This window comes from Nitrospirillum goiasense (assembly GCF_034427435.1).
Classification (GTDB): domain Bacteria; phylum Pseudomonadota; class Alphaproteobacteria; order Azospirillales; family Azospirillaceae; genus Nitrospirillum.
Genome location: NZ_JAXQNP010000003.1, coordinates 55,445 through 81,477 on the forward strand (window position 1 = coordinate 55,445; position 26,033 = coordinate 81,477).

Here is a 26,033-nt window from a genome sequence, read left to right on the forward strand (position 1 = left end):
ACCAACGAACGATCATCCGCGAGCGGAGGATCAGTAGTTGAAGCGCAGCACCGCGGAGTAGCGGCGGTCCGCCACGAACCAGCTGCGACCGTATTGCTGGTCACCATAGCCCATCAGCGTCTTGGTGACGCTGTTGGTCAGGTTCTGCGCTTCGAGGGTCAGGGTGATGTGATCATCGAAGCTGTACGCGACCGAGGCGTCCAGCGTGCCGTAGTCATCCGCGAAGATGGGCAGGTTGTAGGTGACCGTCTGGCCGGCGGCGTTGGTGTAGGTGCCGTTGGTGCCGTTGGCGGTCGGGGTCAACAGGTACTTGCTGCGCCAAGTGTAGGCAAGGCGGGCCGAGATCGGGCCTTTCTCGTACATGCCGGTGATGTTGTAGTTGTAGCGCGACAGCAGGTCCACCGGCAGGCCGTTGATGCGGTTGCCCAGCATGTCGTAGGACAGGTCGCCGGGGCTCTTGCTGTAGATGTAGGTGAAGTTGGTGTCGATACCCAGGCCATCGAACGGGGCCGGCAGGAAGCTGAAGAACTTCTGCAGGCCGATCTCGGCGCCCTTAACATAGGCGGGCTGGGCGTTGAAGTAGCCGCTGACCGCCGCCGTCATGGTCCGCGACGTGCCGTCCGGCAGGGCGAAGGGCACATCCACCGACGTCACGCCGTAGGAGATGTAGTCCTTGATCTGCTTGTAGAAGCCCGCGACGTGGAACTGGCCGCCGTCAGGCATGTACCACTCGGCCGAAACGTCCAGGTTGTTGGCCAACTGCGGCTTCAGGTTCGGGTTGCCCGAGGTCGCGGTGGCGCCGGTGATGACGTGGTTGGTGTCGGTGGTCAGGCTCAACGAACCCGAGGCGTTCAGGTTGTTGAAGCTGGGGTTGGTCATGTTCTGGTAGGCGGCGAAGCGCAGGTGCACCTCGTCGTTCGGCATGAACTGCACGTTGAACGAGGGCAGGGCCATCAGGCTGTTATGCCCGCCATTGTTGGCGGTGTAGCCGCCCGGCAGGTCCGCGGTCGCCCCGTTGTACAGGATCTGGCCGGTGGGCTGCTGGATGTAACCCTGGCTGCTGTTCTCGTTGTTGACAATGCGAACGCCGAAATTGCCGTTCATCTTCCAGCCGCTGCCGAAGAGATTGTCGTCGCCGAAGCGGGCCATGGCGTAGGCGGATTCAGTGCGGGTCTTGGTATGCGACAGGTTGGCGATGGTGTAGGTCACCGGCGCCGTGGTGTCACCCGCCAAGCCGTACAGCTGGTGGATCTTGGTCAGGCTCTCCGGATAGCTCTCCAGCAGCGACCAAGCCGGGAACACGGTGGTGCCGGGCAGGTTGGTGGCGCCCCGGAAGAAGTTGCTGAAGCCCGAGACGTTGATGTCGCTGGCCGCCGCCGTGTTCAGGTACTTCCACGAGGAGGAGGGGTTCCAGGTCGGGGTAAGGCCGGTCCAGTTGTAACCGGTGACGTCGTCCTTTTCCGTCCGGTCGGCGAAGCGGGCGCCGACCTTGAACGAACGCAGGAAGCCGGTGTCGGAGACGTGATAATCGGCGTCGCCCGACCACGCCAGCTCACGGCCGATGTGGTTCTCCAGGTGGTCCATGGTCGCGTACCAGATGTAGCGCGACGGATCGGCCAACTGCGACGGGTTGCTGACGGTGATGACCGGCAGGTCGCCCGTCAGGTTGATGCCGTAGCTGGGCACCGAGGTCTGCGAGAACAGGTCGATGCGCTGCTGCTGCGACTGGGAAATCGCGTACTGGAAGTCGGAGGTGATGGTCAGGTTCTTGGTCGGCGTCCACTTCATGCCCTGAGACAGGTCGGTGGTGACGTTGTGCTGGTTGGTCAAGCCGGGGTTGGCCAGCGCCGTGCTGCCGCCCGACTCGCCGGGAAGCTGCAGCGGATCGGAGGCGGTGGAGCTCAGCTGGTTGGAGCTGAGCAGGCCACCGTTGGAGCCGAAAACGCTGTTGCTGCCGGCGGTGACGTTGACCGAGTTGCTGCCCTGGTTATAGACGCCGGCTTCCTTCGACTTGCTCCAGTAATCGGAGCGGAAGCCCGTCTGGTAGAAGGTCAGGTCGTTGTTGGGCGACCATTCCAGGGATTCATAGGCGCCCAGCCGCTTACGGTCGAACGTGCCCGAGCGCCAATCGAAGCCGCCGGGAACGTAGACGTTCTTGCCGTTGTAGGTCTGGGGGAAATAGGGTTCGACCTGGATGGTGTCGTGGCGGGTGCTGATGTCGCTGTAGGCGACGCTCGCCATGGCGCCGATCTCGCCGATGCCGGTCATCCAGCGGTTGGCGTACAGCAGCGAGCCACCCGGCTTGGTCTGGTCGATGAAATCGCCGTAGTCCGCCGACACGGAGCCGCTGAACGTCTGGTGGTCATAGTCGAACGGCATCTTGGTGCGCAGGTTCACCGACCCGCCGATGCCGCCCTCGATGACGTCGGGTGAGCCGCTCTTCAGCACGTCGATGCCGGCCAGCAATTCCGGCGGCACGTCCTCGAACAGCAGCGCGCGGCCGCCGTTGGCGCTGAAGGCCTCGCGGCCGTTCAGGGTGCTGCTGACCTGGGACAGGCCGCGCACGGTCACGCCGGAGCCTTCGACCGAGTAGTGGTCGGGGTCGCCGACGGCGGCGAAGTGGGTGATGGAAACGCCAGGGACGCGCTGCAGCACCTCGGTGACGCTGTTGTCCGGCAGCTTGCCGGCGTCATCGGCCGAAATGCTGTCCAGGATCATGTCGGCGGCCGCCTTGCGCTTGGCGGCGTCGGACACGGCGAACCGCTGCCCGGTGACGACGATTTCCTGCAGATCATCGTCCGCCGCGGCCGCGGTCTGGGCCTGGGCAAAGGAAGCGGCAGACAAAGCACCGATAACCAGCACGGACGCACCGGCCAGCACAAAGGAACGATAGGAATTCTGGGGCCAACTCATGGCGTTTCCCTTCCCTGGGTATCTTATTTATCGCGGGTCGAAGGGCCCGCGCGCTTCACCCCGGCCGCCGCATTTGGTGCGTCACGCCGTAGTCATATAAATGCATATGGAGATTCCTGCGGGCCTGCAACGGGAGAATGGTAGCGCTCACATGAAAAATGGTAGCGGTCCCTTTTTTGTCGCAGCGGATTCCGAAAAACATAATAAAAACAACACACTCAATCTTAGGTTGGTGTTGCGCGCGGGGCACAGGTCGCCTGTTCCGACCCCCGCCGAACCGCTGTCACCTGATTGTGCGCTGCGATGAACCCGCAGCGTATTTAACCATCAGGGCAGAGCGGAAAATTCCTCTATCACATTGATTATTAATAATAAACCGAGCCATTGGCCTGTTGCTTTCCCGAATTTCCAGACAAAAGGCGGGAGGGGCGCTTGGTCGCTGACGAAACCGCGGGCGGTCGTAAAGAGGTGGGAGTGCCCAAAATGTGCACCCAACAATGGCAAGGGCTATTGCTTAATAATTGTGCAATTTTGCAGATGTTGTGAATTGGCTGATAAATAGGGGAATTGCTGATGCTCCGGCGGTACTTCCCTGACCAGGGGGGGCTGATCAGGGGGCGGTGTCCATCACCTGATCAGTGCGATGACGTCCCGGAAGCGGGGATGGGTTGCACTCTCCATCCATTCGAACACGGCCATCTCGGTCGTGATGATGTCCGCCCCGTGTCGTTCCAGGCGGCGCAGGCCAGCCGCCTTGTTCCCCGCGGTGCGGGAGCCCACGGCGTCCTCCACCACATGGACTTCCCGTCCCATGGCCATCAGGCCCAGCGCCGTCTGCAGCACGCAGACATGGGCCTCGCACCCCGCCAGGATGACGGCGTGATCGGGGGGCAGGTGCGCCGCCAGGACGCTGGTGGCGTCGAACGCCATCTTCGTCGCCACCACGGCGGACTCCAGCGCCAGATCGGGCATGAGTTCCGGGACTGTCGGTCCCAGACCCTTGGGGTTTTGCTCCGTGAACACGACCGGCACGCCCATCATGCCGGCGGCGGCCAGCAAGCGGCGGGTGTTGGACAGCACGACGTCGGCATCCAGGAGGGCCGGGATCAGGCGGGTTTGCAGGTCGATCACCGCCAGCGTGCTGCGGCTTGGGATGAGACGGGGCACGGGTGATGCTTCTCAGGTCGGATGACGGTCAGGTTCACTATGGTGCCCGCCGTCGTCGCCGGGCAAGGAAGCGATCGGTTGATAACGGTAACAGCGATAGTGGATTGATTTGATATCGTTGACGGGTATGATCCGCCAGCATCGTTGTGATCATATAAATATGCCCTCGGCGCGCCCCTTGTTATGGGCGCCGGGGCGTTTAGGCCGGGACGGCGTCCGCGCCGATCTTCAATAATCAGCTATGGGCTTGGGAGGGCCTGCCGATGACAAGCGTTCTGGACACCCGCGTTCTGAATAGGGCCCCGCGCTCCAAGTCTCTGCGCTCAAGGGCTCTGCGCGCCATGGCCTTGGCCGTTCCGCTGCTGGCGGGGTTCACCCCTGTGATCCAGGCGGCCGAGAGCCGGACCGAGATGCCACGCCTGGTGCGGGAGGATGGGCGGTACGCCCTGATGGTCGATGGCGCGCCCTATCTGGTGCTGGGCGCCCAGGCCAACAATTCCAGCAATTGGCCCTCGGTGCTGCCGCAGGTTTGGCCGGCCGTGGACCAGGTACAGGCCAACACCCTGTTCATGCCCATCGCCTGGCAGCAGATCGAGCCCAAGGAAGGCCAATTCGATTTCAGCTTCCTCGACACCCTGCTGGCCCAGGCGCGGGAGCATAAGAAGCATTTGGTGCTGCTGTGGTTTGGCACCTGGAAGAACAACAGTCCGTCCTACGCCCCGGATTGGGTGAAGCTGGACAACGACCGCTTCCCTCGTGTCGTCAGTGCCAAGGGCGTCATGCGCGGTTCGCTGTCGCCGCTGGCCCCCGCCACGCTGGAGGCCGACAGGAAGGCCTTCGTCGCCTTCATGCGGCACCTGAAGCAGGTGGATGGCCAGCAGCACACGGTGCTGATGGTGCAGGTGGAGAATGAGACCGGCACCTACGGCGCCGTTCGCGACTTCCGGCCCGAGGCGCAAAAGGTGTTCGAGGGCAAGGTGCCGGCCGATCTGGTCAAGGCGCTGAACAAGGCCCCCGGCACCTGGAAGGAGGTCTTCGGCAAGGACGCGGATGAGTTCTTCCACGCCTACTTCACCGCCCGCTTCGTCGACCAGGTGGCCGCCGCCGGCAAGGCCGAATACCCCATTCCGCTGTACGTGAACGCCGCCTTGCGCGACCCGTTCAAGGACCAGGACCCGTACACCTATTCCAGTGGTGGCCCCACCTGGAACGTGCTGGATATCTGGAAGGCGGCGGCGCCCAACATCGATCTGATCGGGCCTGACATCTACGATCGCGGCTATGACTTCTACGTCAAGACCTTGGAACAGTATAAGCGGCCGGACAACGCCCTGCTGGTCGCGGAGACCGGCAACGACGCCGTCTATGCCCGCTATGTCTTCGCCACGCTGGGACACCAGGGCATCGGCTTCGCGCCCTTTGGCATCGACTACACCCGCTACGTGAACTACCCGCTGGGGGCGGCCAAGATCGACGCGGAGTCGTTGGAGCCCTTCGCCATGAACTTCAGGCTGCTGGGCGCGATGAACCGCCAACTGGCGGCCCTCAGCCTCAAGGGCAAGGTTTGGGGGGCGTCCGAGCCGACGGCCGACCACAGCAACACCCTGGACCTCGGCCCCTACAAGGCCACGGTCAGCTATGGCCTGCCGCAGTTCGGCGACGCCAAGCCCACGGGCAATGAAAAGCCCTGTGGCGGCGTGGTCATCGCCGAGTTGGCGCCCAATGAATATCTGGTGGCCGGCTATCACGCCCGCGTCGACTTCTCCCAGGCCGTCAAGGCCGGCAAGAACGGCTACATGATGGCCAGCGTGGAGGAGGGGCACTTCGATGATAGCGGCAAGTGGGTGTTCGAGCGCCTTTGGAATGGCGACCAGACCGACTACGGCCTGAACTTCACGTCGATACCCCAGATATTGAAGGTGCGGTTCGCCACCTACTGACGGGCTGTCCCGGTCAAGACGGCCTCAAGGACAGGCCCCTGCCGCCGCCCAGACTTTGGCGCGGCGGCAGGGCGTCTTGCCGACTCGCCGGCCGATGCTTGGGTCGATTTGCCGGCCCCCGCCCTTGTATTGGCGCCGCTTTAATCGGCATTTACCATGTAAAGCTGCATCAAGTCGCCGTGGGCGCCATTGGCGATCCCCGTTTTACACAAAACGGTCAGCAGGCGATTGCGCAAGTCCCAATGGTACTGCTATCACCGATCCAAACCGGCAGTGTATGCGCGGGCCCGATAAGGCGGAGCAGGAAGCGTATGGAAAAGCGGCGTGGGCGGAGTTCGCAGGGAGTCACCATTCGTGAGGTGGCGGCGCGCGCCGGCGTTTCCCCGATGACGGTGTCCCGCGTCATCAATAATGAGAATAACGTCACCCCGGCCACTTCCGCGGCGGTGATGGCCGCCATCCAGGAGCTGAAATACACGCCCAATCCCGCGGCGCGGCGTCTCGCGGGGTCTGAAACCTTCCGGATCGGCCTCCTGTACAGTAACCCCAGCGTCGCCTTCCTGAGCGAATTCCTGCTGGGCGCGCTGGATGAAAGCAGCAAGACTGGCCACCAGTTGGTGGTCGAGAAATGCGGTGCCACCGCCGCCACCGAAAAGGCGGCGCTGCAAAAGCTGTTGCAGAGCGGGGTGGACGGCATCGTCCTGCCGCCGCCCTTGTGCGAGGCCAAGAGCATCCTGGCGGACATCGCCAAGTCCGGTGTCGCCGCCGTGGCCGTGGCCGCCGGGCAGCCGGGCCCGGATGTCGCCACGGTGCGCATCGACAATTACAAGGCCGCGCACCGCATGACCCAGCACCTGCTGTCGCTGGGGCACCGCGCCATCGGCTTCATCAAAGGCCATCCCAACCAGACCGTCAGCGACCAGCGCCTGCACGGCTTCCTGGACGCGTTGAGCGAGGCGGGGCTGGACCCCAAGGCCGCGCCGGTCGAGCAAGGCTATTTCAATTATCGTTCCGGCTTGGCGGCGGCGGACAAGCTGCTGGCGCTCAAGCAGCGGCCGACGGCCATCTTCGCCGCCAACGACGATATGGCCGCCGCCGTGCTGGCCACCGCCCATCGCCTGGGTCTGAGCGTGCCCGTCGACCTGTCCATCGCCGGTTTCGACGACACGCTGATCGCCGGCACCATCTGGCCGGCGCTGACCACGGTGCGTCAGCCCATCGCCGCCATGGGCCGTGCCGCGGTCAGCATGCTGCTGGACGAGATGAAGCGTCGCCGCGGGGGCGGAGGCGGGGCGCCGGCGCAGCAACTGTTGCGCCATACGCTGGTGGAACGGGAGTCGACCGCCGCGCCCTCCAAGCCGTGAGTCTTGTGGGCTCGGGGGCCATGGTCCGGTTCCCATTGGCGCTACCCGGACAGGTGACCCCCTACGGAGTCGGGGGCGAAACCTTCGTGCGTATGCCGTCGAAATCCGGACTGGTATGGTAACGTCGCCTTGACAGCGCTTCTCGCTGGCCTCTAATGTTAGCGTTAACAAGGGCCGCCTGGCGATAATGCACCTTGGGAGGAGTTCAAGAGATGGGGTACCCGGTCGACACGCCGGTGCAGACTGCGCACGACAGCATTTTTCCCGAGGACAGCGCCCACGCGGTTCTGCTGGGCCGTATCGATGCGGGCGAGGGGCCGACGCCGGTCCTGATCCGCGACGGTGAGATTTTCGACCTGTCGGGCGTGGCCCCGACCGTGTCCGACCTGATGAACCGGCTGGAACCGGGGCAGATCCCCGAAGGCAAGAGCATCGGCCGCGTCGCCGACTGGGACCTGAAGCCGAGCTGGGCCGGTGGACAGACCATTGCCCCCGGGCGCGCCAAGCTGCTGACCCCGATCGACCTGCAGTGCATCAAGGCCGCGGGCGTCACGTTCGCCGTGTCCGCGCTGGAACGCGTGATTGAGGAGCGGGCGCGCGGCGATGCGGGCAAGGCCCTGGAAATCCGCCAGGCCCTGTCCTCCCGCGTTGGTACCGATCTGCGCCTGGTGAAGCCCGGTTCCGAGAACGCCGCCCGCCTGAAGGAGGCGCTGATCGCCGACGGGCTGTGGTCGCAGTACCTGGAGGTCGCCATCGGCCCGGACGCCGAGGTGTTCACCAAGGGCCCGACGCTGTCGGCCATGGGCTGGGGCGTGGAGATCGGCGTGCGCGCCGACAGCCATTGGAACAACCCGGAGCCCGAGGTGGTGATCCTGTGCGACGGCCAGGGCCGCGCGCGCGGCGCCACGCTGGGCAACGACGTGAACCTGCGCGACTTCGAAGGCCGCAGCGCCCTGCTGCTGTCCAAGGCGAAGGACAACAACGCGTCCTGCGCCATCGGTCCCTTCGTCCGCCTGTTCGATGAGACGTTCACCATGGACCACGTGCGTGAGGCCGTGGTGCACCTGAACGTCACCGGCGAGGACGGCTTCGTCCTGGACGGCAAGAGCACCATGTCCGAGATCAGCCGTGATCCCCTGGACCTGGTCGGCCAGACCCTGAACAAGAACCATCAGTATCCCGATGGCTTCGCCCTGTTCCTGGGGACGCTGTTCGCGCCGGTTGAGGATCGCGATGCCCCGGGCCGTGGCTTCACCCACAAGACGGGCGACATCGTCACCGTGTCCAGCCCCCGTCTGGGCCGCCTGGTCAACAAGGTGGTGCCGTGCCATGAGGCGGCGCCCTGGACCTTCGGCCTGACCGAGCTGATGCGCAATCTGGCTCGCCGTGGCCTGCTGAACGGGTGACGCCGCCCGCGTCACCCATCCGAACCAATTCTTTTAGGCCTGAATACATCATGACGCACGCCATCTATCCTAGCCTGCGGGGCAAGCGGGTCGTTGTCACCGGTGGCGGCTCCGGCATCGGCGCCGCCATCACCGAGGCGTTCGTCCGCCAGGGGGCCCAGGTTTCCTTCCTGGACATCGCGGAAGCTGACAGCCGCGCGCTGGAGCAGACGCTGGCCGAAAGCGCGGAGCATGCGCCCAAGTTCTACAAGTGCGATCTGACCAACCTGGATCAGTTGAAGGCGACGCTGGCGGAAGTCCAGAACGCTGGCGCGGTGGACGTGCTGGTGAACAACGCCGCCAACGACGACCGCCACACCATCGAGCAGATCACGCCGGAATACTGGGACAACCGCATGGCGGTGAACCTGCGGCACATGTTCTTCGCGTCCCAGGCCGTCGTGCCGGGCATGAAGGCGCAGCGCAGCGGCGCCATCATCAACTTCGGCTCCATCTCCTGGCACGTGGCCCTGCCGGAGCTGCTGATGTATCAGACCGCCAAGGCCGGTATCGAAGGCTTGACCCGCTCGCTGGCCCGCGACCTGGGGGAACACAACATCCGCGTCACCTGCGTGGTGCCGGGCGGCGTGCGCACGGAGCGCCAGATGCGCCTGTGGCACAACCCGGAGGAAGAGGCCCGCATCCTGTCGCAGCAGTGCCTGAAGGAGCGTGTGGACCCGCCGCACGTCGCCGCCATGGTGCTGTTCCTGGCCTCTGACGATGGCCGCATGTGCACCAGCCACGAATACTTCGTCGACGCCGGCTGGCGCTGAGGAGGTTGCCCCGTGACCGTGGAACCCCGCTGCATCTGGGCCTTGGGCGCCACCTTGGGGGAGGGGCCGGTCTGGTCACCCCGTGACCGGGCCCTGTGGTTCGTCGATATCAAGAAGCGGCACATCCACCGTTTCCGCCCCGCGGACGGAAGTACCCGCAGCTTCGACGCGCCGGATCAGCCGGGTTTCGCCCTGCCGCGCGCCGGGGGTGGGCTGATCGTCGGCCTGCCGGGCAAGCTGGCCCGTTTCGATAGCGAAACGGGTGTGTTCGAGCCGTTGGTGGCGGTGGAGTGGGACCGGGCGGGCAATCGCCTGAACGACGGCTTCGTCGATGCCCGGGGCCGGCTGTGGTTCGGTTCCATGGATGATGCGGAAGAGGGGCCGACCGGCGCCCTCTATTCCTGGACGGGGGCGCTGAAGCGCCATGTCGATGGCATCGTCATCACCAACGGGCCCTGCACCAGCCCGGATGGGACCACCTTCTACCATACCGATACCTTGGCCAAGACCATCACGGCCTATGACCTGTCGGCCGACGGCACGCTGGCCAACGGCCGCCTGCTGATCACCATCGAGGACGGCGCCGGCTGGCCCGATGGAACGGTGGTGGATGCGGAGGGGTGCCTGTGGGTGGGGCTGTTCGGCGGCTGGGCCGCCCGGCGCTATTCCCCGGCGGGAGAGCTGCTGCAGGTGGTGCGCTTCCCCTGCGCCAACATCACCAAGCTTGCCTTCGGCGGGGATGACCGCCTGGATCTCTATGCCACCACCGCCGCCAAGGGCCTGAGCGACGAAGAGCGCGCCGCCCAGCCGCTGGCCGGCGGCTTGTTCCACTTCAGGGCCACCATGCCGGGCCTGCCCCCGGCGGAGATTGCGTATGGTTGACCGTCCGAATGTTAGGTTCCGTTCCCGCGATTGGTTTGATGCGCCGGACCGGATCGACATGACCGCGCTCTATCTTGAGCGCTTCATGAACTACGGCATCACGCCGCAGGAGCTGCGCTCCGGCAAGCCCATCATCGGCATCGCCCAGACCGGCAGCGACATTTCCCCCTGCAATCGTATTCACCTGGATTTGGCCAAGCGCGTCCGCGACGGTATCCGCGACGCGGGCGGCATTCCCATGGAATTTCCCGTCCATCCCATCTTCGAGAATTGCCGCCGGCCCACGGCGGCCATGGACCGGAATCTCGCGTACATGGGCCTGGTGGAAATCCTGTACGGCTATCCCATCGACGCCGTGGTGCTGACCACCGGCTGTGACAAGACCACGCCGGCCGGCATTATGGCCGCCAGCACCGTCGACGTCCCGGCCATCGTGCTGTCGGGCGGCCCCATGCTGGACGGTTGGCACGAGGGCGACCTGGTGGGGTCCGGCACCGTCATCTGGCGCAGCCGCCGCAAGCTGGCCGCCGGCTTGATCGATGAGGAGGAGTTCCTGGACGCGGCCGCGTCGTCGGCGCCGTCCGCCGGCCACTGCAACACCATGGGCACGGCCAGCACGATGAACGCCGTGGCCGAGGGCCTGGGCCTGTCGCTCACCGGCTGCTCCGCCATTCCGGCCCCGTACCGCGAGCGCGGGCAGATGGCGTACGAAACGGGCCGCCGCATTGTCGACATGGCGTATGAGGACCTGCGCCCGTCCAAGATCCTGTCGCGCGAAAGCTTCCTGAACGCCATCAAGCTGGTGGGCGCGCTGGGCGGTTCCAGCAACGCGCAGCCGCACATCAACGCCATGGCCCGCCACGCCGGCGTGGAGCTGACGGCCGACGACTGGCGCATCCACGGCTATGACGTGCCGCTGCTGGTCAACATGCAGCCGGCCGGCAAGTACCTGGGTGAGCGCTTCCACCGTGCCGGCGGCGTGCCCGCCGTGATGTGGGAACTGCGGCAGGCGGGCAAGCTGTTCGACAAGGCGATGTCGGTCACCGGCCGCCCCATCGGCGAAAACCTGGAAGGCCGGGAAAGCCACGACCGTGAGATGATCACGCCCTACAGCCAGCCGCTGAAGGAGCGGGCCGGCTTCCTGGTGCTCAAGGGCAACCTGTTCGACTTCGCCATCATGAAGACCAGCGTGATCTCGGAGGAGTTCCGCCAGCGCTATCTGAGCGAACCCGGCAATGAGGGCGTCTACGAAGGCCGGGCCATCGTCTTCGACGGGCCGGATGATTATCACGAGCGCATCAACGACCCGGCGCTCAACATCGACGAGCGCTGCATCCTGGTGGTGCGCGGCGCCGGCCCGCTGGGTTTCCCCGGCTCGGCCGAAGTGGTGAACATGCAGCCGCCCGACGCGCTGCTGAAGGCCGGCATCACCAGCCTGCCCACCATCGGTGACGGCCGCCAGTCCGGCACCTCGGACAGCCCGTCCATCCTGAACGCCTCGCCGGAGAGTGCCGCAGGCGGCGGTTTGGCCTGGCTGCGCACCGGCGACACCATCCGCATCGACCTGAACCAGGGCACCTGTGACATGCTGGTGGACGAGGCCGAGATCCAGAAGCGCAAGGCCGACGGCATTCCGGCCACCCCGCCCAGCTATACGCCGTGGCAGGAGATGTACCGCCAGACGGTGGGCCAGTTGGACAGCGGCGGTTGCATGGAGCCGGCGTTGAAGTACCGGGGTGTCGTGGCCCATCCGCCGCGGCATAACCACTGATGTGAGAATACCGGCGCCCCCGTGATGTCATGTCCCGGGGTGCGGATGGTGATCTGAGGTGCAAGGGCGTCCCCATTCCCGATCGAATGGGGGCGCCTCGCTTTAGGACAAACGGCGGGCCAATGTGGCCCGTCTGGGGAGGAATGAATGGGCAACAAGCAAGGCGCACTGTCGCTGACGACAGGCCTGACACTGATCGCCACCCTGGGCGGTCTGTTGTTCGGGTATGACACCGCCGTCATTTCCGGTGCGATGGATAGCATCGACGTCAATTTCATCAAGCCGTTGAACTTGGCCGAAACGGCGCACGACAGCCTGATGGGCCTGACCATTTCCAGCGCGCTGGCCGGCTGCGTCGTCGGTGGCCTGGTCGCCGGCAAGATGGCCGACCGCTTCGGCCGCAAGCCGACGCTGATCTTCGCCGCGCTGATGTTCCTGATCTGCTCCCTGGGCTCCGCCTGGCCGGAAATCGGCCTGGGCGCCATCGGCCAGATGGGGCCGGACGCGCTGACGCCCTTCAACATCTACCGCATCATCGGCGGCGTCGGCGTGGGCATCGCCTCGCTGGTTTCCCCGCTGTATATCGCGGAGATAGCGCCGGCCGAATCCCGCGGCCGCCTGATCTCCTTCAACCAGATCGCCATCGTCGGTGGCATCGTCGGCGTGTACTTCGTGAACTGGGCCATCGCCGGCCTGGGTGACGAGACCTGGCTGCACAGCCACGGCTGGCGCTATATGTTCGCGTCGGAAGGCATCCCGTCGCTGCTGTTCGCCCTGTTGCTGCTGTTGGCGCCCGACACGCCGCGCTATCTGGTCATGCGCCGCCGCGACAATGAGGCCCTGGCCGTCCTGAAGCGCCTGGGCGGCGCCACCGACCCCAAGGTCACCCTGGTCGAGATTGAGGAAAGCCTGGTCGTCACCAACGAGCGCCTGTTCGCCTTCGGCGGCCTGGTGATCTTCGTCGGCATCCTGCTGTCGGTCTTCCAGCAGTTCGTGGGCATTAACGCAGTGCTCTACTACGCGCCGCAGATGTTCAAGAACATGGGCATGAGCAACGACAGCGCCCTGTGGCAGACGGTCATCGTCGGCATCGCCAACGTGGGCTTCACTCTGGTCGCCACCTTCTCGGTGGATCGCTGGGGCCGCAAGCCGCTGCTGATCGCCGGCGGCGTGGTCATGGGCGTGTCCATGATGGTGCTCGGCGGCCTGTTCGCCAGCAACCGGCTGGGCCTGGGCGCGCTGCTGGCCATGCTGGCCTATGTCGCCGGCTTCGCCTTCTCCTGGGGTCCGGTGGTGTGGGTGCTGCTGGCCGAGATGTTCCCCAACGCCATCAAGGGCAAGGCCCTGGGCATCGCTGTCGCGGCCCAGTGGATCGCCAACCTGCTGGTCTCCTGGTCCTTCAAGGTCATGGACGGCAACTCGGCCCTGAACGCCGCCTTCAACCACGGCTTCGCCTACTGGGTCTATGGCGTGTTCAGCTTCCTGTCCGCCCTGTTCGTCTGGCGCCTGGTGCCAGAGACCAAGGGCCGCAGCCTGGAAGCCATCCAGGAGTTGTGGACCCATAAGCCGCTGCATGACGCCGTACAACAGGTGAAGGCCGCGCGGTCATGATCCGATCCTTCGGGACGACCAGGGACGGTGCGCCGGTCCGGGCGGTGACGCTCGGGCCGGCGGACGGCCTTCAGGCCGAGGTGCTGACCTTCGGCGGCATCCTGCGGCAGCTTTCGGTGCCCGGCCCCAAGGGCCGGCGCAACCTGGTCCTGGGGCTGCCGGACGTGGCGGCCTATGAGAACGACCCGGCCTATCTGGGCTGCCTGGTGGGGCGCTACGGCAACCGCATCGCCAACGCCCGCTATGCCTACCAAGGCCGAACCATGGAGCTGGTGCCCAATGAGGGCGCCAACCAGCTGCATGGCGGCCCCGGCGCCTATAGCCGCAAGGTTTGGCGCCTGCAGGATTACCAGGCCGGGGCCGAGTCCCGCCTGGTGCTTGGGCTGACCTCGCCGGATGGCGATAACGGCTTTCCCGGCACGCTGGAGGTGACGGCGGAAATCGTCGTCGCCGGTGGCGACCTGACCTTGCGCTTCACCGCCATCGGTGACGCCGACACGCCGGTCAGCCTGACGTGGCACCCCTACTTCAACCTGGCGGGCGATCCGCAGGTGGCGGCGGATCGCCAGATGCTGCGTCTGCGCTCGCAGCATTTCCTGCCCGTCGGGCCCGGCCTCATCCCCACGGGCGCATTGGAGCCGGTGGCGGGCACGGCGTTCGATTTTCGTCGGCCGCGCCTGCTGACCCCCCGTCACAACCACCCCCAGATCTTCCAGGCCGGTGGTTACGACCACTGCTTCGTCCTGGATGGGGAAGCGGTGCCGGACGAGGCGGCGGACTGGGCGGCGACCCTGTCGTCGCCCGACAGCGGCGTCAGCATGCGTATCCACACCGATCAGCCGTCGGTGCAGTTTTATGGCGGCCAAGGGCTGGCGTCGCAGTATCCGGGCCTGGGCACCGGTGTCTGCCTGGAACCCCAGGCGTTCCCGGACGCGCCCAACCAGCCCGGCTTCCCGGATGCCATGCTGAAGGCGGGCGACCGCTACAGCCGGGTGATGCGCTTCAGCATCAGTTGGTAGGGATAGGTTGACAAGGGGTGTCCGTCACGGGAGTCATCGACCGTGATGGACACCCTTTTCCTTTGCGCGGGCGCCGCCACGGTGTTCGCCGCCACCAACATCGATGATCTGTTCGTCCTGGTCGCGCTTTTCGCCGCCGGCCGGTGGCGCCATCGCGACATCGTGGTCGGGCAATTCCTGGGTATCGGCATCCTGGTCGCGGCCGGACTGATGGGGGCCGTGGCCGCGTTGGTGGTGCGGCCGGCGTGGTTGGGCCTGTTGGGGCTGCTGCCCCTGGGTCTGGGCGTGCGCTTGCTGTGGCCGGCGCCATCCGACGATGAAGACGAGGCCGCCCCCGCCCAGGGTGGGGCCTGGACCGTCGCCGCCGTCACCGTGGCCGGCGGCGGGGACAATATCGGCGTCTACATCCCGCTCTTCTCCACCCAAAGCGCCGGGGAAATCGCGGTGACCACGGCGGTGTTCGCGGTCCTGACGGGCGGCTGGCTCGCCTTCGCCCGATGGCTCGCCACCCATCCCGCCGCCGGGCCGCCGATACGGCGCTGGGGCCGGCTGTTGTTGCCCTGGGTCCTGATTGGCGTGGGGGCCTGGGTCATCGCCGACGCGGGGACGGTTCCGCTGGTCCGATCCTGGCTCGGACTGTAGCTTCGGGTTCAGAGGCCCAGTCGCCCCAGGTTGGCGGCCGCCTTTTCATGGTTGGGGCTGAGGCGCAGGGCGGTGCGCCAGGCGTCGGCCGCCTCGGCCCGCCGGCCCAGTGCCAACAGCACCGCGCCCAAGCTGTTCCATGCCTCAAAGAAGGCCGGCTCCGCCACCAAGAGCTGGCGTAGCAGCGGTTCCGCTTCCGCTGGCCGTCCATCCTGGTGCAGCAGCAGGCCCAGCAGATGCAAAGCGTCCCCTCTGGCTTGGTCTTCTGGCGGAAGGACCGCCAGCATCTGGCGATAGGCGGCCTCCGCCTCGGCCAGCCGGCCCGTCTGGTGGAGGCGGAGGGCCTCGTTCAGGTCCAAGGGCGTGGGCGCGGCGGTCGGCCGTGCCAGGGCCGACAGGGCATGGGCCATGCGATGAATGATATCGGCCATGGTTTCCCCCTCCCTGGCGGCGGGGAAGATGCGCATGGCCGGGTACCAGGGGCGGATGGGGGTGCCAAGGCCGCTCCAATCCTGGCTGGGGGTGGAGATGCGCCAGGTGGGCACCCCCAGGCCGGCGGCGATCTCGCCCACGGAGGTGGGGGCGGTCAGCACCAGATCCAGGGTGGAGATCAGCGCGGCCGTTTCGTCCAGGTCGTTGCGCTGGTCGAGATCGGCCCAGTCGGTGATGTCCAATCCGCGCGCACGCGCGCCAGGCAGCTCCGCCGACACGATGTCGCGGTTGTATTGCAGGCTGACAAGATGGATGCCCGGCACCGACGCCAGGGGCAGCCAGTCGGCCAGGGTGGTGTAGCTGATGGCCCGCTCCGCCGTCAGCAGGCCGCTGGTCCAACATAGGCCCACCTTCAAACCGGGTCCCAGGGCCGCGACCCGCCTGGCCCAAAAGGCCGCGCGCCCGGGGTCCGGTTTCAGGAAGGGGCGCGTTCCCTTGAAGCTGGCCAGTGTCGGACGGCAATAGCGGGGCAGGCTGCCCGTGGGCAACTGCGCTGTGGCCGTGGCCGCGCGTGGATCGGCCGAGGCATCGCGGGAGCCACTGAGCGCGACCTGGGGAGGACGGGGGATCACGGTCACGGGCGGGAACGATCTGGTGAACAGCGGCACCAGGCGATGGTCGCATTCCAGCAGCACGTCCGTGCCGGCCGCGCGCACCGCGTCCGTGAGGCCGCCGGCCAGATCGGGAACCAGGCTGGCGAACAGGATTTCATCGCCCAATCCCTGCTCCCCCCACAGCAGCAGGCGGCGCCCCAAGAGGCTGTCCCCTTGCCAGACCGGCACCGGGAAGGCGCGGCGGACGGAGGGGAAATGGCTCACCTTCCACCGGCTTTCATACAGGGACCAGGCTTCCGTCCCCGGGCCTTGCAGCAAAAGCAGGCGGGCCAGGTTGAACCGCGCGTCGTGGATCAACTGTTCGCTTGTCCCCGGCTGGTCCAGCAGGTGCCGCAACTCCGCCACCGCTGTCGCCTGATGTTCCAGCGCCTTGTGCGCAAGGGCCAGGTTCATGCGGGCGCCGCCGTTGGCGGGGTCCAGCGTGACGGCCCGCGTCAGGGCCTGCAGCGCCGCCGGCATGGCCTGCTGGTCGAACAGCATCTTGCCCAGGTTGGCATAGGCGCCGGCGAAGCCGGGGTCCAGGGCGATGGCGCGGCGCCAGTGCGCCTCCGCCACATCCAATTGGCCACTGTCGCGGGCCACCAGGGCCAGGCCGTTCTCGGCATCCGCCCGCAGGGGGGCGGATGCGCCCGGGAGGGCGGCGAGGTGCGCGTAGGCGGCGCCCGCATCGGCCATGCGGCCGGCCTGGCGCCGCCGCTCCGCCAGGTTGGCCCAGGCGGGGGCGTGGGTCGGCAGCAGCGCGACAGCCTTTTCCGCCGCGGCCAGGGCTTCGCCCGAGGCGCCAATGGCGGCGGCGGCCAGGCTCAGGCCCAGCCAGCCGGTGCCGTCATCCGGGGCCTGGGCCAGCGCGGCGCGGTAGAGGTCCGCCGCCTCCGCCATGCGCCCGGCGGTCACGGCGGCATGGGCCCGGGCCAGGGTGCTCATGCCCGGTCATCCCGTTTCCGCAACAGCTCGCGCAGGGCCTCCAGGAACCGCTCCGCCGCCAGGTCGGCGGGCCAAGGCTCCCAGGGCGTGCCGGCATAGATCGTCCCCAAGGGGTCGTCATCCAACGGCTGGTAGGGAATTTTCAGCGTGCGGCGGATCTCCTCCCGCGACCAGCCGACCACATGCAGGGCTTCGCTGGCGGCGGCGACACGGTCCGCCCGCTTGTGGTTTTTCTTCGTGGTCTGGTTCCAGGCGGGGATTTGGTAGCGCAAGGTGATGGCCCCCTCCAGCCGGGCGGCCAGGGCCTTGTATTCCGGACCCAGGAAGGGCTTCAGCGGTGAAATGGCGTCGAACCCCAAGAGCCCTTCATCCGCGTCGTGCAGCAGTTCGCGCAGTTCCGCCGCCGGGCTCAGGGGCCTGTCGGCCTGTGCCCGGGACAGGGCCAGGACGGTGAGGGAGTGCTGCGCCACCGACAGGGGCAGGGGCCAGCGGGAGTGCCCGCCCCAGCGATAGGTGCGGGCCAGGCCCATGGCCAGGTCCTCGTCATCCCAGTCCAGGGGCGTGGGCGCCAGCAGGTTCAGATGCCGCCTTGAGGGCAACCTGACCCAGGCCCGTGCCTCACCCGTCATGCCCATCGCCTCCGCCAGTCGCCATCCTGCAACAGATAGCGCGTCCCGCGGGGTGCCGGCTAGGGCCCTGTCCGTCAGGTGCGGATCAGGCCCGGCACCGCGGCGGGGGAACCGTCGCCGGGGAAGACCGCTTTGTTCAGCGCGCCCGCATCCAGGCCCAGATGCTCTTGCAGGACGCCCTTCATCAGGGCGCGCAGATCCTGCGTCGGCGCCAGGTCGCGCCCCTGGTACAGGCGATCATCGGCCAAGCCTGGCCAATCGGCCAGCACACGGCCGCCCTGCACGGCGCCGCCGGCCAGGAAGGCGGCCGTCGCCGTGCCGTGGTCGGTGCCGCCGGTGCCGTTCGGCCGGGCGGTGCGCCCAAACTCCGTCACCACCGCCACCACGGTCTGGCTCCAGGCCGGGCCCAGGCCAGCGCGCAGGGAGACCAGGACCTTGGACAGGTTGCCCAGCGCGCCCGCGAGGCGGCCGGCGGTGGTTCCCTGCTGCGTGTGGGTGTCCCAGCCTTGCAGGTCCAGGGCGGCGATGCGCGGGCCGTTGGCGTCCGCCAGCAGCCGCCCCGTGGTTTCGCCCAACTGCGCCGGGTCCAGGCGCACGCTCTTGGCCTTGGGGGCGGAGCCGTCCGCCATGCCTCCGTCCATGGACATGTCGGCGTCGGCGTTCAGCGCGTGATCGGCCATGCTGGCGGACTCCAGGCCGGCCTTCAGCGCGTTGGCCAGCAGCGGGTCGCCGGCATAAAGGGCGGCCACCCGGTCCAGGAAGTCGCCGTCCGCTTCCTTCAAGGGCGATGGCGCCCAGGAGGCGACGGGTGCCGTGCCGCGCAGCACCAGGGGCACGCCCTGGCCCACCGCCAGGCCCAGGCGCCGCCCGGCTGCACCACCCTCCAACTGGCCTCCTCCCAACTGGCCGATTGCGCGATTCAGCCAGCCGGTTGCCGTGCCATGCGGTGTCACCGTGCCGTTTTCCAGCAGGTCCTGGGCGTCGAAATGGCTGCGATCACGATAGGGTGTGGCCACCGCATGGGCCACCAGCAACTGCCCCTCCGCGTACCAGGGGTGGATGTCGGCCAGGGCAGGGTTCAGGCCGAAGAAGCCGTTGAGGTCCAGCACACCGCCCTGGGCGTTGGGATCGGCCAGGGCCAGGCGGCCGCGCAGGGAGCCATAGTCGCGGTCGGCGTAGGGCGCCACGGCGGCCAGGCCATCCATCCCGCCCCGCAGGACGATCAGGACAAAGCGCTGGTCACCCACGGTGCGGGCGAAGCTGACGCGGGGCATGGCGGCCATGGCGGCGGCAGTGCCCAGGCTGGCCAGCAGGTGGCGGCGGTTCAGGTCAAGGATGGGGGACATGAGGGGGCACTCCTTCAGCGCCGCTGGAATTCGGGGGCGGAGATCAGCAGGGCCAGGCCATCGGCGGCGCTGGGGGCGCGGCTCACGGCCTGGCGGGTGGCGTCGCTGGCCAGGGGGCCCAGCGCCTGCTCCGCGATTTGGCGGGGATCGATGCCGTCACCCAGCTTCTCCCCCACCGTCAGGGCCCAATCGACCCGTTGCACCACGGCTTCGGGGCCCGCCCAGTCCGCCGCCTGGTCCGGCCAGCCGGCGGGCGAGGGGGCGGCGAAGGGCATTTGCCCCAGCAGGGCCAGGGATCGGACGGTGGGATCGGCATGGCCGGTGGGGGGGCCGCCGTCGCCCCCCGTCTCCGATCCATGGCCCATCTCCGATCCATGCACGGTTCCGTGCAGGGCGCGGGCGGTGGAGATCACCAGTTCCGTGGGCGTCTTGACCTTGCGCTGCTCCGGCGCCCAGGCGGCGTCCAGGCGCAGCAGGGTGCGCGTGACCTCGCCCAGGTCACCGTCGCTGTCGCGATAGCTTTTTTCCAGCGCCGCCACGGCGGCCGGGGGCGGGGCATCGGCGATGAAGTGGCGGGCCAGCTTGGTGGCGATGTGGCGGGCGGTGGCCGGATGCCGCGCCAGGCGTTGCAGCGCCAGCAGGCCCTCGCCTATGCCGTCCTCGCCATAACGCTGGCCCAGCAGAACCTTGTCCCCCGGTTCATGCAGGTTGGCGCGGAACAGGAAGGTGCCGGTGTCCCGGTCCCGTTCCGCCGCGACGCTCCAGCCGGTCAGGATGCGGGCCAGTTCGCGCACATCCGTCTGGCTGTAGCCGCCATCGACCCCGAGGGTGTGCAACTCCAGCAATTCGCGGCCCAGGTTCTCGTTCAGGCCCCGCTGGCGCCGGATGGCGGCGGGGCTGTCGGGGCCGGCGGAAACCGCGTTGTCCAGGTAGTTCAGCATGACCGGATGGCGGGTCACGGCCAGCAGCAGGTCGGCGAACCGCCCGGTGACGTGCGGCCGGATGGCCTCCGTCTCATAAGGCACGACGGCGGCGGCGACGATGGGCCGGCTGACGGACACGGTGAAATGGTTGGACCAGAAATGCACCAGCCGCTCCCGCAGGGGCGCGTCCGTGGCGATGGCGGCCCGGGTGCGTCGCGCGGCGTCGTCACGATAGGCCTCCCGCAACGCGTCCCGCAGCGGTTTGCGGGCCTCCTCGTCCTTCTCCTTGCGGGCGGCATAGGTGGCGTCCAAGCGGGTGGCGCTGCTGTCCAGGCCGCGCAGTTCCGGGGGCGTCCCGGTTTGCGCCAATTGCGCCTCCAGCCAGCCGCGGGGGTCTGATTGCGCCGCCGTGATGTCGCCGGGGCGGGCGCCCAGTCCGAATCGGTTGGTGGCAATGGCCGCTTGCAGGGTCGCAGCTTGCAGGGTCGCAGCTTGTAGGGTCATGGGGGGATGTCCTCGTACAGGCCGGTTCCACGCCGGCGCCCAAGCGTTTCCGCGCTTTCGGGGCCTTCAGGCCACGCCAGGCGAGGGGGAAACGTCCGCATCGCCCCTGGTACGGCGCACGGCGCGGGGACCCTGCGAACCCGGCAAAAGTGCAAGGACGGCGACGCCTTCGCTCTTTTATCGCGCGGCGCACGATGTCAGCATGGGGAGCAGTGACGTGGGGGCTAGCATGGCTTTGGGGAAAGGCCGGCGCTGGGCGTGGGGGCTGGGGGGCTTTCTCGCCGTGACCGGGGTGATGGCGTATCCGGAGATGGCGCGGCCGGACACCTGGGTGTCCGTGGCCAGCGACGGCCGAACCGCGCCCTATGTTCCCCTGGTGCACGCCAGCCGCCCCTGGCGCATCTGCGCCCTGCTGCCAGGGGCCCAGGACAAGTTCTGGTGGGGTGTTTCCTGGGGCCTGGTCCGCGAGGCCGAGCGCCAGGGCGTCCTCATCGGTGTTTACCAGGCGGGCGGTTATGACCGGCTGGAGGTGCAGAGGGCGCAAGTCGACGCCTGCCGTGAGTTGAAGCCTGACGCCTATATCGTCGCCGCGATATCCAGCGATGGCCTGGATGCCCAGGCGGCCGCCATCGCCGATAGTGGGCGGCCGCTGATCGACCTGATCAACGGCATGGCTTCGCCCTACGTCAGCGCCCACATCGTGTCGAATTTTCGCGAGGACGCCCGTGTCGGCGCCGATTATATCCTGGCCCATCGCGCGGAATGGGAAAGGGCCGCCGGGCGTCCCCTGAAGGTCGGGTGGTTGCCGGGCCCCAAGGGGGCGGAATGGTCGGACGCCATGGAGGCCGCGGCCCTGGCGATCCTGGGGCGTGCCGGGGTGGAGGTCATCCACGGCGGCTATGGCGCGACCGCGTTGCCGACTCAGATGGATCTGGTGCGCGACCTGTTCGACCGGGTGTCGGACATCGACGTGGTTTTCGGGAACGCCGTGGCCATCCAGGCGGCCGCCAGCTATCTGCGGTCACGCCACGACGCCTCCACCCATCTGGTGGCCACCTATGCCACCGATGCCGTCGCCGATCTGATCAAGAGCGGTATCGTGGACCAGGCGTCCGCCGATTCCCCCATTATACAGGCGCGCATCGCCGTTGATCTGGCGGTGCGCGCGCTGGAGCGCAAGCCGCATGGTGTCTGGAATGTCATGACGGTGGATCGATTGGATCGGACGGCCTTGGCCGGCTATGACCTGTCGCGCATCGCGGTGCCGCAGGGCGAGAGATTCCAGCTTCGCCCCCTGTCACCCGCGTCGCCCCCCACGGCCCCTATGCCGGGCGGTTTCCTGCCCGGCGAGCCACTTCCAGAGGCGCCGAACGCGGCGTCACCCCATTTGCCGCCGCATTTGGGGTCCTGACAGGCGGTCCTGACAACGGAAACGAAAAAGGCGGGCACGATGGCCCGCCTTATCCAAATCAAAACTGTATCAAAACTGTCTGGGCCGCTGGAATTACTCGGCGGCGGCGCTGCTGCTGCGGCGGCGCTTGCCGCTGGGCTTGCCCTCGGTGCGGGACCGCTGGCCCAGGCCGATGGCCTTGGCCAGGCCCGAACGCTGCTCGGCATAGTTCGGGGCGACCATGGGGTAATCGGACGGCAGGCCCCACTTCACCCGGTATTCCTCCGGCGACAGGCCGTAGGCGGTCCGCAGGTGGCGCTTCAACATCTTCAGCTTGCGCCCGTCTTCCAGGCACACGATGTAATCCGGAGTGACCGACTTGCGGATCGGAACGGCCGGGGTCAGCGGCTCCGCCGGGGTGGCGACCACTTCCTCAGGCGTCACCAGACGACGCAGAGTGTCATGCACCTGCTTGATCAGATCAGGCAGGGCGGCGGGCGCCAGCGTGTTACCGGCAACATAGCTCGTGACGATCTTTCCGGTCAGGGCGATGATCTGCAGGTCGTCATTGGAATCGGATATCGGTTGTGTCATGTCCAGCCCTGGCGTTGTTTGTCACTTGTTGCAGGTTTTGTTGGACGGACTATAACCGAATTTATCTTGTTTGTATTGAAAAGAAGTGTGTCCCCCCTTGGAATTGTCAAAATCGCGCAAAACTTGGGGGGATAGAGTAATGGGAAACCGAGTTACGTACCCTCTCTAGGCGAAAACCGCCGAGAATCGGAAGCTGAAACCCGTTACATGGGTAGGACAAAGAGTCGCCTTTAAGGCGACTCCCAATCCGTTTTGAACGCTTCGTCGCCGGCCGGTGGTGGCACGTTGACGGGAAGTTTTATGAGCCGCTCACGCCGTGCGCGACTCAGGGGCTGGGCGCGTGCTCCCGGCCGCCCCCGCCTGTCCCGCGATATCCTGGATGAATTGCCAGGCCACACGCCCGGACCGGTTGCCGCGCGTGACCGCCCATTCCACGGCGCGGGCATGCAACTCCTCCACCGGCACGGTCAGGCCCAGGGCCGCCGCGTAGCCGTCCACCATGGCGAAATAGGTGTCCTGGTCACAGTTGTGGAAGCCCAGCCACAGGCCGAAGCGGTCCGACAGGCTCACCTTTTCTTCCACCGCCTCGGACGGGTTGATGGCGGTCGAGCGCTCGTTGTCGATCATGTCGCGGGGCATCAGGTGGCGGCGGTTGGAGGTGGCGTAGAACACGACGTTCGCCGGCCGCCCTTCCACCCCGCCCTCCAGCACCGCCTTCAGCGACTTGTAATGCGCGTCGTCGTTGGTGAAGGACAGGTCGTCGCAGAACAGGACGAAGCGGCGGCCGCTGTCGCGCACGGCGGCCAACAGGCGGGGCAGGGAGGGGATGTCCTCGCGGTGGATTTCCACCAGCGCCAACGGGCCATGGCCGAGGGGCCGGCCGGCCGCCTGGTTCACGGCGGCGTGCACCGACTTCACCAGCGAGCTCTTGCCCATGCCGCGGGCGCCCCACAGCAGGGCGTTGTTGGCCGGGAGGCCCTGGGCGAAACGGCGGGTGTTCTCCAGCAGGATGTCGCGCTGGTTCCGCACCCCTTGCAGCAGGCTGATGTCCACTTTGGATACATCTGGCACCGGGGACAGACGGTCGCCATCAGCCTGCCAGACGAAGGCGTCGGCCGCGTGGAAGTCGATCGGCGCGGGCGGCGGCGGGGCCAGCCGGTCCAGCGCGTCGGCGATCCGGGTCAGCAGCGGCAGCAGGGTGGACTCGAGGGTCACGGGGCTTGCTTCCTTCTTGATTGCAACAGCGCCCGGAGTGGGCGCCCTCAGGGCCATGCGCGGTATGCCTGCGGCCCACCTGTTCAACCCGCGAACGGTACGGGCACCACCGCCGGGCGGCAACCCGTGCCGGCCGGGGGTCTGAGATTGGGTTGCAACATGGCCGGCGGTCGGTATAGTCGCGGCCAAACGCGGGCATGTCCGCCCCGTTGGTCCCTTATGGCCCCCGTTGGCCGTTGTATAGTCCCGCACGCTGGAGCAACCGTCCCATGTTCGTGTCCACCGCCCAGGCCCAGACCACCGGCGGCGCCAGTCCCGCCGATGCCAGCTCGCTGATGCAGATCCTGCCCTTCGTGGCGGTGTTCATCGTCATGTACTTCTTCCTGATGCGCCCGCAGCAGAAGAAGATGAAGGAACACAAGAACATGCTGGAGGCGCTGCGCCGTGGCGACAAGGTCGTCACCGGTGGCGGCATCATCGGCACGGTGGTGAAGGTCGGCGACAATGACGAGGTCACCATCGATGCCGGTGAGGGGGTGAAGTTCCGCGTCCTGCGCAGCACCATCACCAGCGTCCTGGCCAAGACCGAGCCCGCCAAGGCCGATACCGACTCCAAGTAAGCCGCGGCGGGCGGCGGGTTTGAAACCGCCGTCCCCGCACGCCAGTTAAAAGGCCTGCGCCAGCGTCCCCCAAGGTGCCGAGCGCGGGCCTTTTTCATTCTCGGGAGGGCTGGAAGCCCATGGACATCACCCCCCTCATCCCTGCCGACCGCCAGGTCATCGACGCCTATGGCCCCGGCCGCTTCCGCGTCAGCAACGTGGTCTATGAGACGCCCATCATCGTCTTCCCCAACCGCACCATCTCCTGGACGGTCGATGGGTTCGCCGGCCTGCTGCCGGAGGATTTCGCGGTTTTGATCGCGGAAGAGCCGGCGCTGGAGATCGTGCTGCTGGGCACCGGCCCCACCATGCAGCTGTTCCCCTCCACCCTGCGCCGCGCCGTCAAGGAGCGCGGCCTGGCGGGCATCGACGCCATGGACACGGGGGCCGCCTGCCGCACCTATAATGTCCTGCTGGCCGAGGGCCGGCGCGTGGCCGCCGCTTTGCTGCCGGCCTGATATCCGGCTTCACGTCAGGTAAACAAAACCCCGGCCTCCGCAAGAAGGCCGGGGTTTGCATGTCAGGCTTATGCCCCTGGGCTGCTTAGCCCAGGTTCTGGGCCGCGAATTCCCAGTTGGCCAGCGTGTCGACGAAGGTCTTCAGGAAGTCGGGACGACGGTTGCGGTAGTCGATGTAGTAGGCGTGTTCCCACACGTCGGCGGTGATCAGCGGCTTCAGGCCGTGAGCCAGCGGCGTGTCGGCGTTGGCCGACTTCGTGATCTTCAGCTTGCCTTCCTTGGTGTCTTCCACCAGCCAGGCCCAGCCGCTGCCGAACTGGCCGATGCCGGCGTCAACGAAGGCCTTCTTGAAGGCCTCGACGCTGCCGAAGTCGGCGATGATGCGCTTCTCCAGCTCACCCGGGATGGCCGAGGCCTTCGGGGTCAGGCTGTTCCAGAAGAAGGTGTGGTTCCAATGCTGGCCGGCATTGTTGAAGATGGCCTGGGATTCGGCCTTGCCGGCGGTCGCCTTGACGATGTCCTCCAGGCTCTGGCCCTCGAACGCGGTACCGGCGATCAGCTCGTTCAGCTTGGTCACGTAGGCGTTGTGGTGCTTACCGTGGTGGAAATCCAGCGTCTCGGACGACATGTAGGGCTGCAGGGCGTCCTTGGCGTAGGGCAGAGGGGCAAGTTCGAAAGCCATGGTTTTCCTCGTCTTCTACGGGGGTTATTCGGGAGTGGGCGGGCACGGCCGTGATGCGGGGCCGTCCGTCCACCGG

At 67.0% G+C, this 26,033-nt stretch carries 21 protein-coding genes; 12 read left to right on the forward strand and 9 right to left on the reverse strand.

Annotated elements, in window-relative coordinates; genetic code table 11:
• Nucleotides 1-30: 30 nt before the first annotated feature.
• Nucleotides 31-2,913 (reverse strand): TonB-dependent receptor, encoded by a 2,883-nt coding sequence (locus ULB03_RS14600; RefSeq protein ID WP_322483876.1) that lies wholly within the window; start codon nucleotides 2,911-2,913, stop codon nucleotides 31-33.
• 627 nt (nucleotides 2,914-3,540) lie between these two features.
• Nucleotides 3,541-4,080 (reverse strand): isochorismatase family protein, encoded by a 540-nt coding sequence (locus ULB03_RS14605; protein WP_322483877.1) that lies wholly within the window; start codon nucleotides 4,078-4,080, stop codon nucleotides 3,541-3,543.
• Nucleotides 4,081-4,421: 341 nt separating this feature from the next.
• Between ULB03_RS14605 and ULB03_RS14610 the strand changes: the two genes are divergently transcribed.
• The 9 genes from ULB03_RS14610 (at nucleotide 4,422) to ULB03_RS14650 (ending at nucleotide 15,527) form a co-directional block, all read left to right on the forward strand.
• Nucleotides 4,422-6,020, forward strand: coding sequence for a DUF5597 domain-containing protein (locus tag ULB03_RS14610; RefSeq protein WP_322483878.1), 1,599 nt, complete (start codon nucleotides 4,422-4,424; stop codon nucleotides 6,018-6,020).
• A 311-nt stretch (nucleotides 6,021-6,331) separates the two neighbouring features.
• The gene (locus tag ULB03_RS14615) at nucleotides 6,332-7,384 is read left to right on the forward strand and encodes a LacI family DNA-binding transcriptional regulator (RefSeq protein WP_322483879.1); all 1,053 of its coding nucleotides are present in this window, start codon (nucleotides 6,332-6,334) and stop codon (nucleotides 7,382-7,384) included.
• Between the two features lie 212 nt (nucleotides 7,385-7,596).
• On the forward strand, nucleotides 7,597-8,790 hold the full coding sequence (locus ULB03_RS14620; RefSeq protein ID WP_322483880.1) for a fumarylacetoacetate hydrolase family protein: 1,194 nt from the start codon (nucleotides 7,597-7,599) through the stop codon (nucleotides 8,788-8,790).
• Nucleotides 8,791-8,840: 50 nt separating this feature from the next.
• Nucleotides 8,841-9,602: an SDR family NAD(P)-dependent oxidoreductase gene (locus ULB03_RS14625; RefSeq protein WP_322483881.1), complete on the forward strand. Its 762-nt coding sequence runs from the start codon at nucleotides 8,841-8,843 to the stop codon at nucleotides 9,600-9,602.
• Nucleotides 9,603-9,614: 12 nt separating this feature from the next.
• The gene (locus ULB03_RS14630) at nucleotides 9,615-10,484 is read left to right on the forward strand and encodes an SMP-30/gluconolactonase/LRE family protein (protein ID WP_322483882.1); all 870 of its coding nucleotides are present in this window, start codon (nucleotides 9,615-9,617) and stop codon (nucleotides 10,482-10,484) included.
• A complete protein-coding gene (gene xylD / locus ULB03_RS14635; RefSeq protein ID WP_322483883.1) occupies nucleotides 10,477-12,255 on the forward strand; it encodes a xylonate dehydratase XylD in 1,779 nt (592 codons plus the stop codon). Before ULB03_RS14630 ends, xylD begins: the two co-directional genes overlap by 8 nt.
• Before the next feature lie 147 nt (nucleotides 12,256-12,402).
• Nucleotides 12,403-13,866 carry a D-xylose transporter XylE gene (xylE, locus tag ULB03_RS14640; protein WP_322483884.1) on the forward strand — a complete coding sequence of 488 codons (1,464 nt, stop codon included), beginning with the start codon at nucleotides 12,403-12,405 and terminating at the stop codon, nucleotides 13,864-13,866.
• Entirely contained in the window at nucleotides 13,863-14,885 is a 1,023-nt protein-coding gene (locus ULB03_RS14645) for an aldose epimerase family protein (protein WP_322483885.1), read from the forward strand. The genes xylE and ULB03_RS14645 overlap by 4 nt, the downstream gene beginning before the upstream one ends.
• 45 nt (nucleotides 14,886-14,930) lie before the next feature.
• A complete protein-coding gene (locus ULB03_RS14650) occupies nucleotides 14,931-15,527 on the forward strand; it encodes a cadmium resistance transporter (protein ID WP_322485208.1) in 597 nt (198 codons plus the stop codon).
• A gap of 8 nt (nucleotides 15,528-15,535) precedes the next feature.
• Here ULB03_RS14650 and ULB03_RS14655 read toward each other — a convergent pair whose 3' ends face one another.
• From ULB03_RS14655 to ULB03_RS14670, 4 genes are all read right to left on the reverse strand, one after another.
• Nucleotides 15,536-17,557, reverse strand: a complete 2,022-nt coding sequence (locus ULB03_RS14655) for a tetratricopeptide repeat protein (RefSeq protein WP_322483886.1) — start codon at nucleotides 17,555-17,557, stop codon at nucleotides 15,536-15,538.
• Entirely contained in the window at nucleotides 17,554-18,186 is a 633-nt protein-coding gene (locus ULB03_RS14660) for a phosphohydrolase (RefSeq protein WP_322483887.1), read from the reverse strand. Before ULB03_RS14660 ends, ULB03_RS14655 begins: the two co-directional genes overlap by 4 nt.
• Before the next feature lie 74 nt (nucleotides 18,187-18,260).
• Nucleotides 18,261-19,532, reverse strand: a complete 1,272-nt coding sequence (locus ULB03_RS14665; protein WP_322483888.1) for a DUF1501 domain-containing protein — start codon at nucleotides 19,530-19,532, stop codon at nucleotides 18,261-18,263.
• A gap of 14 nt (nucleotides 19,533-19,546) precedes the next feature.
• A complete protein-coding gene (locus ULB03_RS14670) occupies nucleotides 19,547-20,959 on the reverse strand; it encodes a DUF1800 domain-containing protein (RefSeq protein WP_322483889.1) in 1,413 nt (470 codons plus the stop codon).
• 229 nt (nucleotides 20,960-21,188) lie between these two features.
• Between ULB03_RS14670 and torT the strand changes: the two genes are divergently transcribed.
• Nucleotides 21,189-22,370, forward strand: a complete 1,182-nt coding sequence (gene torT / locus ULB03_RS14675; RefSeq protein ID WP_322483890.1) for a TMAO reductase system periplasmic protein TorT — start codon at nucleotides 21,189-21,191, stop codon at nucleotides 22,368-22,370.
• A 93-nt stretch (nucleotides 22,371-22,463) separates the two neighbouring features.
• On the opposite strand, the gene ULB03_RS14680 is transcribed toward torT, so the two are convergent.
• Nucleotides 22,464-22,943, reverse strand: a complete 480-nt coding sequence (locus ULB03_RS14680) for a Ros/MucR family transcriptional regulator (RefSeq protein WP_145610065.1) — start codon at nucleotides 22,941-22,943, stop codon at nucleotides 22,464-22,466.
• Between the two features lie 309 nt (nucleotides 22,944-23,252).
• A complete protein-coding gene (locus tag ULB03_RS14685; RefSeq protein ID WP_322483891.1) occupies nucleotides 23,253-24,158 on the reverse strand; it encodes an ATP-binding protein in 906 nt (301 codons plus the stop codon).
• A gap of 269 nt (nucleotides 24,159-24,427) precedes the next feature.
• On the opposite strand from ULB03_RS14685, the gene yajC reads away from it, so the two are divergent.
• Together yajC and ULB03_RS14695 are read left to right on the forward strand one after the other, a co-directional pair.
• The gene (yajC, locus tag ULB03_RS14690; protein ID WP_322483892.1) at nucleotides 24,428-24,778 is read left to right on the forward strand and encodes a preprotein translocase subunit YajC; all 351 of its coding nucleotides are present in this window, start codon (nucleotides 24,428-24,430) and stop codon (nucleotides 24,776-24,778) included.
• 119 nt (nucleotides 24,779-24,897) lie between these two features.
• Entirely contained in the window at nucleotides 24,898-25,275 is a 378-nt protein-coding gene (locus ULB03_RS14695; protein ID WP_322483893.1) for an Mth938-like domain-containing protein, read from the forward strand.
• An 85-nt stretch (nucleotides 25,276-25,360) separates the two neighbouring features.
• Here the strand turns inward: ULB03_RS14695 and ULB03_RS14700 are convergent, their stop codons facing one another.
• Entirely contained in the window at nucleotides 25,361-25,957 is a 597-nt protein-coding gene (locus tag ULB03_RS14700) for a superoxide dismutase (RefSeq protein WP_322483894.1), read from the reverse strand.
• Nucleotides 25,958-26,033: the final 76 nt, after the last annotated feature.